This is a genomic window from Sulfuriferula multivorans (assembly GCF_003851125.1).
Taxonomy (GTDB): domain Bacteria; phylum Pseudomonadota; class Gammaproteobacteria; order Burkholderiales; family Sulfuriferulaceae; genus Sulfuriferula; species Sulfuriferula multivorans.
Genome location: NZ_BGOW01000012.1, coordinates 1 through 15,725, shown reverse-complemented (window position 1 = coordinate 15,725; position 15,725 = coordinate 1). Strand labels below are relative to the sequence as shown.

Here is a 15,725-nt window from a genome sequence, read left to right as displayed (position 1 = left end):
AGCGCCTAAAATCTGTCAAAGCACCCGACCCAAAGCACCCTGCACACCATTTAGCGGCCTATCCAACAGTTCCAGAATGCCATGCAGCGGAATGCTCGCCCAATCCGGGCGGTGATCCAGTTCGTAGCGCAGCTCATAAAACGCCTTTTCCAGCAGGAACAGATCAAGCATGCTGCGCAGGGATTGCGGTGTCGCATACAGGTTTGCACCGCGCACAGCTGCCTCGTAAGCGGCGAGGAACACACGCCCAACCTCTGCCTCCCACGCTTGCACGTAAGGCTCCAGCGCTCCCAGGTCCTCGGGTCGCTCCGCGCCAACTTGCGCGAGCGCAGAATAGGCTGCGTAATTGAACGATCGCAGCATGCCCGCCACGTCCCTCAATGGCGAGTGTTTCTGGCTGCGCTCGGCGATCGGGCGCGCCGGCTCGCCTTCAAAATCGATGAACACGAAGTCGTTCTGGGTGAGCAGCACCTGCCCAAGATGAAAATCGCCGTGGTAACGTATCTTGATCGCCTGTATCGATTCCCTGGCAATGGCTGCAAGACGTTCCGCGATGGCACTGCGCCGTTCAAGCAACTGGTCGACAGTGTTTCGCACAGGCTCGGGCAGAACATCGCGGCGGTGCTCCAGGCTCGCCAGCGTCGTCTCCATCTCCGCATGCACCCGTTGATTCCAGGCTGCGAGATCGGCTGCGGCAACCGGTTCCGGATCGAAAGCCGGATTGCCCGTAGCCAGGGCCAGCGCTTGGTGCAACTCCCCGGTACGCTGGCCGAGCGTACGCATCAGCACCAGATAGGCGCCATGCGCTTGCTCTGGCGGCCCTGGAGGGACCGCAGTCGCGCAACACTCTTCGAGGAAACGCTCCAGGTAACCTACGGTGTAGCTCCAGCAATCCCCCTGATTTTCGACATAGCCCTGCAGCAAGGCCAGCGTCATGGCTTTGCCGTCATTGGCGACATACTCCACTGCGCCTGCCACCGGAACCGCATTGGGAAATTTCGCCACTTCGGTGAGAAAACGCCCCATTTCCAGTTCCGGATTCGTCCCCACCTGCAAGTGCCGGTAGCCTTTCAAAAATAGCTGCTCACCCAGCACCACCGCAGTATTGCTGCCCTGTGCCCCTGGTGTCCGTACTGCCAATGTGGCCGCTTCTGTCCCGGCGAGCGTGGAAAAGGCTGCGGTAGGCGAGAAGTGAATACTGCCTTGCACGCATGCCAGGGTCTCCCGGGTGCCGATGGCCAGCACCAGCGCACGGCAAAACATCTCGTCGGCGAACGCATCGGCCAGAATGCCGACGCGGGCCTGCTGGCGCACTTTGGCCACGGCGACCGGCAGCATCGTGCGCAGACGCTCCTCGCTGCCGTTCTCCCAGCCCAGCGCAAGCGGCAAGAAACAATCCTGTGTCGCGCCGGCCGCATTTTCCACCCGGAACATGGCGATCAGCCATTGGGCATCTCCGCTGCCCCATTCAGCATGGTCGAGCAGTGCCGCACGTCGCACTGCTTCGCCCTTGGCTCCGTACCAGCGTTGTGAGGCGACGAAGCGCGGCAGCGCGTCGTCTTCAAGCTGGCTACGCACTTTTTCCGCCATGGCGATGCGCCACGGCACCACGCGATCGCGGAAGAAGCTACGCCAGCCATCGAACAGCACCAGCATCGGCAATTCCTCGGGGGGCAGGCGTTCCTCGTGCCATGCCGGTACCTGCTCACCGCTGGTCAGCCGGAACCAGTAGAAACTGTGCCCGGGCAAGGTGAGAAAATAGGGTAATTCACCAACCGGCGGAAAGGCCGCGCGCCCCATCAATTCCACCGGCACGTATCCCTTGTAGGCAGACAGATCGAGTTCGACCGGTTGCGCAGCGCGCGACAGGTTGGACACGCAAAGGATGATGTCGTCCTGGTAGATCCTGAAATAGGCGAGTATTTTACGATTGCCAGGGTGTAAAAAAACCAGTTCGCCGCGTCCGAATGCCTGGTGGTTTTTGCGCACTGCCAATACCCGCTGCATCCAGTTCAGCAGGGAAGCACGCTCGCGCACCTGCGCCTCGACATTGACGGCCTCATAACCGTATATCGGGTCCATGATGGGCGGCAGATACAGACGCTGCGGATCGGCATGCGAGAAGCCGGCATTGCGATCCGGGCTCCATTGCATGGGCGTGCGCACGCCATTGCGATCCCCCAGGAAGAAATTGTCCCCCATGCCGATCTCGTCGCCGTAATAGATAATGGGTGAGCCCGGCATGGACAGCAGCAAACCATTCATCAGGCGGATTTTGTCGGATTCGTTGTCCATCAGTGGCGCCAGCCGGCGCCGGATGCCGACATTCACGCGCGCGCGCGGATCGCTGGCATACATCTGGTACATGTAGTCGCGTTCCTTGTCGGTGACCATCTCCAGAGTCAGCTCGTCGTGATTGCGCAAAAAAATGGACCATTGGCAGGTCGCCGGAATATCCGGCGTCTGGCGCATGATTTCCACGATGGGATGGCGGTCTTCCTGGGCGATGGCCATATACATGCGCGGCATCAGAGGGAAATGATAGGCCATATGGCATTCATCGCCTTCGCCGAAGTAATCGCGCACATCTTCCGGCCACTGATTGGCTTCGGCAAGAAACACGCGATTCTGGTAATGCTCATCGATCACGGCGCGCATTTGCTTGATCACGGCATGCGTTTCGGGCAGGTTTTCGTTTTGGGTGCCCTCGCGAACACACAGATAGGGAATCGCATCCAGCCGCACACCGTCCACCCCCTGGTCGAGCCAGAAACGCATCAGCTTGATGACTGCCTTCACTACCTGCGGGTTATTGTGGTTGAGGTCGGGCTGATGGGAGAAGAAACGATGCCAGTAATACGCCTGCGCTTCTTCATCCCAGGTCCAGTTGGATTTCTCCGCATCGGTAAAGATGATGCGCGTCTCGGGAAATTTCAGGTTGCTATCGCTCCACACGTAAAAATCACGTTTGCTGGAACCGGCAGGTGCCCGGCGTGCCGCCTGAAACCATGGATGCTGATCCGAGGTGTGGTTAATGACCAGCTCGGTGATGACCTTGAGGCCGCGTCGATGGGCTTCCTTCACGAACTGCTTGAAATCGGCCATGGAGCCATAGTCGGGATGGACATTGTGATAATCGGAGATGTCATACCCGTCGTCGCGCATTGGAGACGGGTAGAAGGGAAGCAGCCAGAGCGTGTTCACCCCCAAATTCTGGAGATAATCGAGCTTCTGGATCAGTCCGCCAAAATCGCCGATACCATTATTGTCGCTGTCAAAAAAAGCCTTGACGTGCAGTTCGTAAATCACCGCATCTTTATACCAGAGCGGATCCTGCATCCATTGCGTAGTATCCCCGGGCGTTTTTTTTACCTTGCTGGATTTTTTTTCGCTCATGGTCATTTCTTACAGAAAATAATCGAAGTCGCGCTCGGTACGTACACGACGACGCAGCCTGAAAATATGCGCAGGTGCCACATGAGGCTTGATTTCAACGTAATTACGCGCGCCATTCCATAAAAAGCGCGCGTCGGTCAGCAGATCATGCACCTGATAGGAGTGCTGCGCGTCCAACCTCAATTCTTCCAGCGGCAATGTCACCCAGCCGGACTGGGTATGATGCGGATCCAGATTGGCAATCACCAGGATGACTTCCTTGTTGTCCGGTGTTGTTTTGGTGTAACAAATCAGGCTGTCATTATCGACATCAAGAAAATTCAGACGGTGATCCTGTTGCAGTGCGGGACTTTCCCGGCGTATGCGGTTCACCCGTGCAATAAAATCTTTCAGGCTGTCAGCGCGGTCAATATCCCAATGGCGCACTGCGTATTTTTCGGAATTGAAATATTCTTCCGCGCCTGCATCGCGAGGCGTTGCTTCCATCAACTCGTAAGCCGGTCCGTAGATGCCATAACTCGCCCCCAGCGTCGCGGCCAGCACCAGACGCACCATAAATGCAGGCCGTCCGCCAAATTGCAAATACTCGGGAAGGATATCGGGCGTATTCGGCCACAGGTTGGGGCGGAAATATTCGCGCACTTCAGTGCGGGTAAGTTCGCTGAAATAGGTCTCGATTTCGCTTTTCGTGTTGCGCCACGGGAAATAGTTATAGGACTGACTGAAGCCGAGTTTGGCAAGGCGATAAATCATTTTCGGACGGGTAAACGCTTCTGCCAGAAAAATTGTTTCAGGATGATCGCGCTGCACCTCGCCAATCAGCCATTCCCAAAACGGAAACGGCTTGGTGTGCGGATTGTCGACCCGGAATATGCTCACTCCCTGACTGATCCAGAACCGGAACACATCCAGCAATTCCTGCCATAACCCGGTCCAGGCAACGGTTTCGAAATTGAACGGATAAATATCCTCATATTTCTTGGGCGGATTCTCGGCATATTGAATGCTGCCGTCCGGCCGGTGGCGAAACCATTCCGGATGTTCATGCACATAGGGATGGTCGGGCGAGCACTGGAAGGCGATATCCAGCGCAATGTCGATACCCAGCTCACGCGCTGTGCTCACCAGGCTGCGAAAATCGTCCAGGGTGCCCAATTGCGCATGAACCGCTTTATGTCCGCCATCGGCCGCACCGATCGCCCACGGACTGCCCGGATCTGCCGGGTCTGCCTGCAGCGTATTATTCGGGCCTTTGCGCTTGGTCAGGCCAATAGGATGAATGGGCGGCAGGTACACCACGTCGAACCCCATCGCGGCCACGTCAGGCAATCGTTTTTCGCATTCCGCAAAAGTACCGTGACGCATGCCGGCGCCCAGGCATGAGCGTGGAAATAACTCATACCACGTGCTGTAAAGCGCTTTGACACGCTCCGCCCGAACCGGCAATTCAAGGGGGTAATGCGTGGCCAGACTACGCTCCGGATAATGTGCCATCAGGCTTGCCAAGCTTTCAGTCAGCGCCAGCAGTTTGCCTGCATCCGGATTGGCTGCCTCCATCTCTCCCGCATAGCGATGCAGTTGCGTCTGATCCTCGCCGGTCGCACGTTGCGCTGCCTCGCCAATCAGCTTTGCACCGACCTGAAGCGCCACCGCGATATCCTGAGCATCCTGACGACGCACCAATTCATGTTGCCAGGAAAGGAAATGATCGACCCAGGCGGTAACGCTGTAGAAATACAAACCCAGCCCGGTAATCGGAAATGAAGCGCCCCAGCGGTCACTGCCGAGCGGCTCCATGGAAATTTCGTGCGAGTCGGTTTCCGCTTCGTGCCGGTAACGCAACACGCATCTCAGTGCATCGTGTCCGTCGGTGAAGGCGTCTGCCTCGACTTCTACTGTCTGGCCAATAACGCGTTTGATGGGGAAGCGTCCGGCATCGATTTCCGGTTGCACGTTTTCGATGACCACGCGCTGCCTGCCATCCAGTTTGGCCAGGCTTTTCACGCATTGCCCCCCTGCTTGAAGTACAGCACGCCAAGAGGCGGAAGACGCAAGGTGAGCGAATGGTACATATCACCCGCAGCCACCGGCGCTGCCTCCCTGCCGCCGAAGTTGCCCACGCCGCTGCCGCCATATAGCTCGGCATCACTGTTGAGCACCTCTTGCCAGTAACCGCCGACGGGTACACCAATCTGATAGTTTTCGCGCACGACGGGGGTAAAATTGCATACCACCAATAACATGTCTTCCGGGTTGTTTGCGTGGCGCACAAAGCTCAACACGCTATTTTCCCCGTCGTTGCAATCCATCCATTGAAAGCCGTCCGGGCTGAAATCCTGCTGATACAGTGCCGGTTCACTTCGATAGAAGCGATTGAGATCCTCGACCCAGCGCTGTAACCCGGCGTGATGCGGATACTGCAGCACCGACCATTCCAGGCTTTCCTCATGCTGCCATTCGCGCTTCTGCCCGAACTCGCAACCCATGAACAGCAACTTTTTGCCAGGATGTCCCCACATATAGCCATACAACGCGCGCAAATTGGCGAACTGCTGCCATTCGTCGCCGGGCATTTTTCCGATGAGCGAACCCTTGCCGTGCACCACCTCATCGTGTGAAAAAGGCAGCACGAAGTTTTCCGAGAAGGCATACCAGATGCTGAAAATAAGCTGCGCGTGATGGTATTTGCGGTGGATCGGATCCTGGGAAAAATAGGCCAGCGTGTCGTGCATCCAGCCCATATTCCATTTCATCCCGAACCCCAAACCACCGGTATAGGTGGGACGCGACACCATGGGCCAGGCAGTGGATTCTTCAGCGAATGTCTGCGTATCAGGATAATCGCGGTAGACCGCTGCATTCAGATCGCGTAAAAAAGTGACCGCGTCCAGATTTTCGCGGCCGCCATAACGATTGGGAATCCATTCACCCTCCTTGCGGCCATAGTCCAGGTAGAGCATCGATGCCACGGCGTCCACACGCAGGCCGTCGATATGATATTTATCCAGCCAGAACAGGGCGCTGCTGGCCAGAAATGCACGCACCTCATGCCTGCCGTAATTGAAAATCGAACTATGCCAGTCCGGGTGATAACCCTGACGCGGATCGGCATGTTCGAACAGAAATGTTCCGTCGAAATGCCCGAGACCGTGCGCATCATCGGGAAAATGCGAAGGCACCCAGTCGAGAATGACGCCAATGCCCTGCTGGTGCAGAGCATCCACCAGAAACATGAAATCCTGCGGCGTACCATAACGCGCAGTGGGCGCGAAATAACCCGTGGTCTGATAGCCCCATGAGCCATAGAAAGGATGCTCTGTCACCGGCATGAATTCGACATGGGTAAAATTCATGTCAGCGACATAATTCGGCAACCACTCTGCCATTTCACGATAGGTGAGGGAACGGTCGCCCTCTTCCGGCACCCTGCGCCAGGAGCCCAGATGTATTTCGTAGATGGTTGTAGCTGCATCCAGCCGGTTTTTTTCACCGCGCTGCGCCATCCATGCTGCATCACCCCACGCATAATCCAGATTCCACACGCGCGAAGCCGTTAACGGTGGCGCTTCCCAGTACGGCGCGAAGGGATCGCCCTTGTCAGCCATGTTCCCGTCGGCGGAAACAATACGGTATTTATAACTTGCTCCGTTCCTGACATCGGCAATGAAGCCTTCCCAAATACCCGACCCGTCATTGCGCAGACGCAGCGCATTCAGGCTGGCATCCCATTGGTTGAATTCACCGATCACCGAGACCGCAGATGCATTGGGCGCCCAAACCGCGAACCAGATACCGGGTACGCCATCCACGGCCATCGCGTGCGAGCCCAGTTTTTCATACAAGCGAAAATGGCTGCCTTGTTTAAACAGATAGATGTCATGATCTGTCAGTGCAGCGGTGGGCAGAAATACTGCTTCAGCATGATTTGCTAGTAACGACATTGGCACACCCTCGTTGGATGAGTTCCTTTTAACCATATAGGACAATTTGACTAATACATAGTCCGAAAACATTTAATGCCATGAATTTCTGATTGGATTTAGCGTTTATCCCTCGTATAGCCGGCATCCAGGCCTACCCACATTTTTTTCTTGTGGGTGTCAAAATGACCATGGATTGAAAATGAGGGAGTTTCAGGAATTTGCATGGAAACACTTAAGGCTGAGAATTTAATTGGCAATTTGAAATGCTCCTATTCAGCAATGGTATCGATAGACGGTCTCGCGGTATGTGCGGTTGGACACAAACAGGAAATGAAACCGGAACCGGATCCCGAAAGCACTGCTTGTAACGCCTGCCTGCACTCACTACACTTTCAACGAATAACCGATCACCATGTCATGTCCGACTTCGCTCAGCACCTGATCCATTGGCAACAAATTCACGGCCGCCATCACTTGCCCTGGCAGAACACTCACGACGCCTATCGCATCTGGCTGTCAGAAATCATGTTGCAGCAGACCCAGGTCAACACAGTGATTCCGTATTACCTGCGTTTTCTGGAACGTTTCCCCGACTTGACTCGGCTCGCCGAAGCCTCCCAGGATGAAGTGCTCGAGCTATGGAGCGGACTCGGCTATTACTCGCGCGGACGTAACCTGCATGGTGCAGCGCAGCGGGTGTGCGAGCGGCATGGCGGTGCATTTCCCGCGCGGATCGAGGATATCGTCGCCTTGCCGGGAATCGGACGCTCCACTGCAAGCGCAATCGCTGTTTTTGCTTTCGGCGCGCGCAGCGCCATTCTCGACGGCAATGTAAAGCGTGTCCTGACACGCCATTTCGGCATCACCGGTTATCCCGGAGAAAAAAAAGTGGAAACCAGCTTGTGGCAACTGGCCGAATCCTTGCTGCCCGCCCACAACGTGGCGACCTATACCCAGGCGCTCATGGATCTGGGTGCCACGGTATGCACACGTTCCCGCACTGCGTGTGACCATTGCCCGGTCAGCACCAGTTGCGTAGCACGCGCTTCGAATCAGGTGGCTTGTTTGCCCACGCCACGCTCCAGGAAAACCACACCGCAAAAGGCCACCCACATGCTCATCCTGCGCCATGCAGGCGAAATTCTGCTGGAAAAGCGCCCACCCAGCGGCATCTGGGGCGGGCTGTGGAGCCTGCCGGAAGCGGATATGGATACCGATATCGCGACGCATTGCCGTACCCGCTTCGGCATGGAAACGACCGCCGCGGGAAGCTTGCCCGAACTCAAACACAGCTTCACCCATTTCCGCCTGCGCATCGCACCCCAGTTGCTCGACGTCACCCGCTTGCTCCCCCGCGCCGAGCAAACCGGGCAATTATGGCTGGCGCCGCGCGCTGCGCTCAACGCCGCAATTCCCACTCCCGTGCGCAAATTGCTGCAACAGCTGGTCGCGCTGGAAACGCCCGCATGATCTGGCTGCAATTCATTCTGTGCATGGCGCTGATTGGCTTTGCCGGTACCAAACTGTCACGCTACGGTGACATCATCGCCGACAAGACCGGAATGGGCGGTACCTGGGTCGGCCTGGTACTGATGGCTTCGGTCACCTCCCTGCCGGAACTCATCACCGGCATCAGCGCGGTCACCGTGGCTGATGCGCCCAACATCGCCATCGGCAACGTGCTGGGCAGTTGCGTGTTCAACCTGGCTTTTCTGGTGGTGGTGGATTTCCTGTACCGGGGCGAATCGGTGTATACCCGCGCCAGCCAGGGGCATATCCTGTCAGCCGGCTTTGGCGTGGTGCTGCTCGGCTTTGTCAGCTTCAGCCTGTTGCTGGGCGGCAAAGCGCCGGCACTCGGGCACGTGGGGCTGTATTCACCCATCATCGTGCTGATTTACCTGTCGGCGATGCGCACCGTATACCGCTACGAACAAAGGCAAATGGCCGAATATATGGAAGAGCGCGCCGAACGTTACCCGCACATCACGCTGCGCCAGGCGGCGCTGCGCTACGCCGCAGCGGCCGCGGTAGTGGTGGTGATGGGCCTGTGGTTGCCGTTCCTTGGGCGCGACATCGCGGCCCAAATGGGCTGGGGGCAATCCTTCGTCGGCACCTTGCTGGTGGCACTCGCTACTACCGTGCCGGAAATGGTAGTGACCATCAGCGCTGTGCGTATCGGCGCGCTGGATATGGCGGTGGCCAACCTGCTCGGCAGCAACCTGTTCAATCTGCTGCTGATCGCGGTGGATGATGTGCTGTTTACGGACGGGCCGATCCTCGCCCATGTTTCACCCATGCACCTGGCCACCGCCCTGTCCGCCATCACCATGACCGGTGCCGCCATTGTCGGCCTGCTCTATCGCCCGGCTGAGCGGCTATTCAAAAGAGTTGGCTGGGTGAGCCTGTTTTTGTTCAGCGTCTATCTTTTAAACTCCTACGTGATATTTATCCATGGCGAATAGCGCTCAATCCACCGCACAGACTATTCCCCTCTGGCACGCCCTTTCCGTCGAGGAAGCAGCGCGTGCGCTGGATGTCGATTTTGTGCGCGGCCTCACCGCTGCCGAAGCGGGTGCCCGCCTGCAACGCCATGGCCCAAACGCGTTGCCCGAAGCCAAAAGGCGCCCGGCATGGCGTATCTTCCTCGACCAGTTCGCGGACTTCATGATCCTGGTGCTGCTCGCCGCCGCCGCAATTACCGGCGTGATCGGCGATCCCGAGGACACCATCGCCATCGCGGTCATCATCCTGCTCAACGCGGTCATCGGCTTCATCCAGGAATACCGTGCGGAAAAAGCCATGGCGGCATTGAAAAAACTGGCCGCGGCGACAACCCGGGTACGGCGCAACGGGCGGGTGCTGGAAATTCCCACCGAAGCACTGGTACCGGGCGATCTCGTGCTGCTGGAAGCGGGCAACCTGGTACCGGCGGACCTGCGCCTGCTGGAAGCGGCGCGGCTCAAGATGATGGAGGCGGCACTCACCGGCGAATCCCACGCCGTGGAGAAAACCGCCGAACCGTTGCCTGGACGCGAACTGCCACTCCCCGACCGGTACAACATGGCGTACAAGGGCACAGTGGTGTCTTACGGACGCGGCGCAGGGATAGTGGTGGCCACCGGGCTCGCCACCGAACTGGGGAAAATCGCCACGCTGCTGGCCGGCGCGGAGGAAGTAAAAACCCCGCTGCAAAAACGTCTGGCGCGCTTCGGCAGCCGGCTTGCCGTGGCGGTACTGGCTATCTGCGCGATCATTTTCGTCGCCGGCATCCTGCGCGGCGAAGCGGCAGTACTGATGTTCCTGACCGCCGTGAGTCTTGCGGTGGCCGCCATTCCCGAAGCCCTGCCGGCGGTGGTGACCATTTCGCTCGCCCTGGGGGCCTACCGCATGGTGAAGCAACACGCATTGATCCGACGCCTGCCGGCGGTGGAAACCCTGGGTTCCATCACCATCATCTGCTCCGACAAAACCGGCACCCTCACCCAGAATCGTATGCACGCCGAGGCATTTTACGCCGACGGGGTGCACCAACCGCCGCCAAGCGAACCCACACAACCCTGGACCCGGCTCTATCGGGCACTGGCGCTGTGCAACGACGCCGGCTACACCAAGGCTGGCCACCCCAGCGGCGACCCCACCGAAGTAGCGCTGCTGGAAGCAGCCGAGTGCGCTGGCGCGATCAAGGCCGAACTGGAGTGGCAGCTACCGCGCGTGGCCGAGCTGCCTTTCGATTCCGAGCGCAAGCTGATGACTACGCTGCATCGCGACGGCGACGGTGTGACCGCTTACTGCAAGGGCGCGCCGGAGGCGCTGCTGGCGCGCTGTACCAAACAACTGACCGGCGCCGGTGAAGTATTGCTGCAGTCCGCAACACTATTAGCCATCGCCGACGCGATGGCGTCGGAAGGGCTACGCGTGCTGGCTGTGGCCTGCCGCCGCTTCGCTGCGTTGCCGGAAACGCTTGAAGGCGTGGAGCAGGAACTGGTTTTTCTCGGCTTCACCGGGCTGATGGATCCGCCCCGGCGCGAAGCGAAACAGGCGGTGGCGGAATGCAAGTCGGCGGGCATCACGCCGGTGATGATCACCGGCGACCACCCCGCCACCGCTCGCGCCATTGCCCAACGTCTGGCGATCATCGAAGACGGCGCGGCGGTCATGACCGGCGTTGAGCTCGCCGCGCTTACCGACGCCGCATTCGCGCAAAAAGTGCGGGAGATACGGGTCTATGCCCGTGTCGATCCGGCGCAGAAAATCCGCATTGTGCAAGCCTTGCAGGCCCATGGCGAATTCGTTGCCATGACCGGGGACGGGGTGAACGACGCGCCGGCGCTGCGGCGCGCCGACATCGGCGTGGCCATGGGCCGCGGCGGCACCGACGTGGCGCGTGAGGCAGCACATATGGTGCTGCTGGACGATAATTTCGCCACCATCGTCCACGCGGTCCGGGAAGGGCGGCGCATCTTCGACAACATCCGCAAGTTCATCAAATACGCCATGACCGGCAATTCCGGCGAGATCTGGGTGATCTTCCTCGCCCCATTCCTGGGCCTGCCGATCCCGCTGCTGCCCATTCACATTTTATGGATCAATCTGGTCACCGACGGCCTGCCCGGCCTCGCCCTGGCCAGGGAACCCGCAGAGCACGGCATTATGCAACGCCCGCCACGCCCTCCCGCCGAGAGCATTTTCGCCCACGGCATGTGGCAGCATATCCTGTGGGTAGGCCTGCTGATAGGCGCTGTATCACTGCTGACCCAGGCCTGGGCCTATTACACCGGCTCAGCCCACTGGCAAAGCATGGTGTTCACCGTGCTCACCCTGTCGCAACTCGGCCACGTGCTCGCCATCCGTGCGGAGCGGGCCTCCCTGTTTTCCATCGGCGTGTTCTCGAACCGTCTGCTGCTCGCCGCAGTCGCCCTGACTTTCCTGCTGCAAATGGCCACCCTTTATGTCCCCGTGCTCAATAGCATATTCAAGACCCAGCCACTCAGTGCAGCCGAACTCGTGCTCTGCCTCGCCCTCTCCACCATTGTGTTCTGGGGGGTGGAACTGGAAAAATGGGCGATACGGCAAGGCTGGTTGTACCAGAATGCACGAGAAGACCAGCCTCGACACCCACCGGTTGGTTCTGCCTAGATGGACCGTGCATCCAACAGGAAGGCGTCACCATGAATATCATCGATACCCACTGCCATCTGGACGCCGCCGAATTCGACACCGACCGCGACACGGTGGCAGCTCAGGCCTGGTCGGCAGGCGTTAAAACCATTGTTGTTCCCGCAGTGCAGTACACCAACTTCAGCGCCGTACTGGCTGCCTGCCAGCGCTATCCCGGCTGCGTGCCGGCGCTGGGGCTGCATCCGATGTACATCCACGCACATCTGCCGGAACATCTCATCTTGTTGCGCGCCGCCATTGAGCGGCAGCGCCCCGTGGCAATAGGCGAAATCGGGCTGGATTTTTTCGTGCCGGATCTGGACGCGGCGACGCAGGAATACTTCTTCACCGAACAGCTTAAAATCGCCCGTGATTTCGACCTGCCGGTATTACTCCATAGCCGTCGCGCCAACGATCAGGTATTGAAACAATTGCGTCGCTTCGGTATCCGGCGCGGCATCGCTCACGCCTTCAGCGGTAGTCGTCAGCAAGCCGAAGCGTTCATCCGGCAAGGGTTCAAACTGGGCTTCGGAGGCGCGATGACTTATACTCGGGCCTCGAATTTGCGTCGTCTTGCCGCCGAGTTGCCGCCGGAAGCTCTCGTGCTGGAAACCGACGCGCCGGATATGGCGCCAGCCTGGCTACACTCGAAACGCAATGGCCCTGAGCAACTCCCGCGCATTGCCGCTGTACTAGCCGAGCTGCGCGGCATCACGCCGGATATGGTCATGCATATCACTTCCAAAAACGCCTGCGCCGTCTTGTCCCTTCAACTGGAAACGATTTCTCAACATGGAAGCACATAATTTCTTTCTCACCCTCGCTGTTTTATTGCTGGCCGCACGGTTCTTATCCGAGCTGGCGATACGCATCGGTGTTCCGGCAGTAATCGGCGAACTCGCCGCCGGCCTCATCATCGGCCCGTCCTTGCTCGGACTGGTCAGCCCGGACGCCACCATGAAGCTGCTGGCGGAGATCGGCATTATCCTGCTGCTGTTCGAAGTGGGTATGGATACCGACGTGTTCCGCCTCGCCAAGGCTGGCTCCAAACCCATCGTCGTGGCTATCGCCGGCGTGGTATTTCCGTTCGGGTTCGGTTACCTGGTCAGCCACGCAATGTTTGGCATGTCTTTGCTGGCCAGCCTGTTCATCGGCGGCACCCTGACCGCCACCAGTATCGGCATCACCGTGCGCGTGCTGACCGATCTAGGCCGCCGCAACAGTGATGAAGCGCAAATCGTCATTGGCGCTGCGGTACTGGATGACATCGTCGGTGTCATCCTGCTCGCTTTCCTCTACCAGTTTGCGGTATCCGGAGAAATGTCACTGGCGGCGACCGGCAAGGTCGGCGCTTACATCGTCCTGTTCATGCTGCTGTCCCCGTTCGCGGCCAAACTTATGGCTTTCATCATCGGCCATTTCGATCGCCGCAGCAGTTCGCCGGGACTATTGCTGACCATGGCGTTGAGCCTGATCATGCTGTTCAGCTATCTGGCGCATGCCATTGGCGCGCCCGAGATCATGGGTGGATTCGCAGCCGGTATCGCCATGGGGCAACACTTCCGCGTCACCCTGACCGAACGGCTGCGCATCCCGTTCTCCGCTTACCTGAACCGGATTTTCGCTCCCAGCCCGGAGCTGTCTCATCGCCTGGAGAGCCAGATGCGGCCGTTGATCCATACCTTCACGCCGCTGTTCTTTGTGATGGTCGGCATCTCGCTCAACCTCAAACAGGTGGACTGGTCGTCGGCCTTCGTCTGGGGTCTGTCTGTCGCGCTGCTGGTGGTCGCCGTTGCCGGCAAGCTGGTTTCCGGCTTTCTGATCAAGGAACCACGTCTGCAGCAGGCGGTTATTGGCCTGTCCATGATCCCGCGCGGTGAAGTGGGTCTTATTTTCGCCCAGATCGGTTTTGCCAATGGCATTCTGGATGCGCAAGTCTATGCGGCGCTGCTGATTGTGATCGCATTGACCACCGTGGTGCCGCCGTTCATCATCAAACGGATATATCAACGCAATGACACGGCTACGGCCATCGATACACAGGTGAGTAAATGACCGCATTGCCACAATTCGAACGCACCCACATCCTGCTTGGCGACGCCGGCCTGCAACTGCTTGCCGGCAAACACATCTTTGTCGCAGGGCTGGGCGGCGTCGGATCTTATTGCGTGGAAGCGCTGGCACGCGCAGGCGTGGGCAAGCTCACACTGGTGGATCATGATGTGGTCGCCACCAGCAATATCAACCGCCAATTACCTGCGCTGCTTTCCGCGGTGGGGCAATCCAAGGCGGAATTAATGCAGTCGCGCATCATGGATATCAATCCGGCCTGCCAAGTGGTCATCCACCGGGTATTTCTGACGCCGGAAAACGTCAGCGCATACGTGCCGCAGGAGGTTGATTATGTGATTGACTGCATCGACTCGCTTAATTGCAAAGTGGCCTTGGTGCAGAGTAGCTTGCAACGCGGCTTGCTCGTTGCTTCCAGCATGGGAGCAGGAAACCGTCTCGACCCTTCCAGAATCAGGCTTGCGGATATCAGCAAGACCGAGATGTGCCCATTGGCTCGCATCATGCGTAAGCGACTGCAGCGGCACGGCATCAAAAATGGGATCTTAACGGTATTTTCCGATGAAGCGCCCAGCGCGCCATTGCCACCACAACCAGTAGATGGTCCTGGCCGTCCGCGTGCTATCAACGGCACCATCAGCTACATGCCGGCACTATTCGGTCTGATGCTCGCCGGAGAAGTGCTTCGTCGCCTACTTCTGGAGACAAAGACTTCAGCAATCGCCACGCAGGAGGGTTAAACACTCTTCATTGACTCTGCTGATCTATTGCGTGTTGTTGCGCCTGGCTTTGCTGCTGCACGGTTTGCTCCACTGCTTTTGCACGCTGCAATTCATCTCGCTGCATATCGAATAAGCGCGAATCGCTTGGTGTCTTCGGCAACGGTGGCTGCGATGGCTTCTGCTGACCACAGGCGGCCAGCCAGAATGCCAACGCAGCCCCTACCAATATGTACGCATCATCTACCCCCCGTTAGCACCAAAACGCCATCGCGTTAATTCTACGCCCGTATGATTCCAGCTGCGAACTGCGCGCATCTGCGAAGCAAACAGTTGAGTTTTAAATCCGGTAGATTGCATTGCCTTAAAGTAAAAAACCCTCAGGTTTTCACCTGAGGGTTTTTTGGTATAGAAGTCTGACGATGACCTACTTTCACATGGGTAATCCACACTATCATCG

Annotated in this window: 11 protein-coding genes; 6 read left to right on the top strand and 5 right to left on the bottom strand. The window is 58.3% G+C overall.

What is annotated here, in order from left to right; genetic code table 11:
* Nucleotides 1–15: 15 nt before the first annotated feature.
* From treS to glgB, 3 genes are read right to left on the bottom strand one after another with little or no spacing between them, the layout of a single operon-like run.
* Nucleotides 16–3,396, bottom strand: a complete 3,381-nt coding sequence (treS, locus tag EI185_RS06510) for a maltose alpha-D-glucosyltransferase (protein WP_124704325.1) — start codon at nt 3,394–3,396, stop codon at nt 16–18.
* A gap of 9 nt (nt 3,397–3,405) precedes the next feature.
* Complete coding sequence (locus tag EI185_RS06505; RefSeq protein ID WP_223247711.1) at nt 3,406–5,400, bottom strand: alpha-1,4-glucan--maltose-1-phosphate maltosyltransferase; 1,995 nt, start codon at nt 5,398–5,400, stop codon at nt 3,406–3,408.
* The gene (gene glgB, locus EI185_RS06500; RefSeq protein ID WP_124704324.1) at nt 5,397–7,337 is read right to left on the bottom strand and encodes a 1,4-alpha-glucan branching protein GlgB; all 1,941 of its coding nucleotides are present in this window, start codon (nt 7,335–7,337) and stop codon (nt 5,397–5,399) included. Before glgB ends, EI185_RS06505 begins: the two co-directional genes overlap by 4 nt.
* Nucleotides 7,338–7,736: 399 nt before the next feature.
* On the opposite strand from glgB, the gene mutY reads away from it, so the two are divergent.
* The 6 genes from mutY to EI185_RS06470 are packed head-to-tail and all read left to right on the top strand — an operon-like array spanning nt 7,737 to nt 15,286.
* Nucleotides 7,737–8,789: an A/G-specific adenine glycosylase gene (gene mutY / locus EI185_RS06495; protein ID WP_124704323.1), complete on the top strand. Its 1,053-nt coding sequence runs from the start codon at nt 7,737–7,739 to the stop codon at nt 8,787–8,789.
* Nucleotides 8,786–9,781 carry a sodium:calcium antiporter gene (locus EI185_RS06490; RefSeq protein ID WP_124704322.1) on the top strand — a complete coding sequence of 332 codons (996 nt, stop codon included), beginning with the start codon at nt 8,786–8,788 and terminating at the stop codon, nt 9,779–9,781. Before mutY ends, EI185_RS06490 begins: the two co-directional genes overlap by 4 nt.
* Nucleotides 9,771–12,455, top strand: a complete 2,685-nt coding sequence (locus tag EI185_RS06485; RefSeq protein WP_124704321.1) for a cation-translocating P-type ATPase — start codon at nt 9,771–9,773, stop codon at nt 12,453–12,455. Before EI185_RS06490 ends, EI185_RS06485 begins: the two co-directional genes overlap by 11 nt.
* Nucleotides 12,456–12,487: 32 nt before the next feature.
* Nucleotides 12,488–13,282 carry a TatD family hydrolase gene (locus tag EI185_RS06480; protein WP_124704320.1) on the top strand — a complete coding sequence of 265 codons (795 nt, stop codon included), beginning with the start codon at nt 12,488–12,490 and terminating at the stop codon, nt 13,280–13,282.
* Nucleotides 13,269–14,531, top strand: coding sequence for a cation:proton antiporter (locus EI185_RS06475; protein ID WP_124704319.1), 1,263 nt, complete (start codon nt 13,269–13,271; stop codon nt 14,529–14,531). The genes EI185_RS06480 and EI185_RS06475 overlap by 14 nt, the downstream gene beginning before the upstream one ends.
* On the top strand, nt 14,528–15,286 hold the full coding sequence (locus EI185_RS06470; protein ID WP_124704318.1) for a tRNA threonylcarbamoyladenosine dehydratase: 759 nt from the start codon (nt 14,528–14,530) through the stop codon (nt 15,284–15,286). Before EI185_RS06475 ends, EI185_RS06470 begins: the two co-directional genes overlap by 4 nt.
* Nucleotides 15,287–15,293: 7 nt before the next feature.
* On the opposite strand, the gene EI185_RS06465 is transcribed toward EI185_RS06470, so the two are convergent.
* Nucleotides 15,294–15,479 carry a hypothetical protein gene (locus EI185_RS06465; protein ID WP_124704317.1) on the bottom strand — a complete coding sequence of 62 codons (186 nt, stop codon included), beginning with the start codon at nt 15,477–15,479 and terminating at the stop codon, nt 15,294–15,296.
* Between the two features lie 29 nt (nt 15,480–15,508).
* Nucleotides 15,509–15,725 (bottom strand): hypothetical protein (locus EI185_RS18185; RefSeq protein WP_223247710.1); only part of this gene is annotated, 217 nt, incomplete at its 5' end.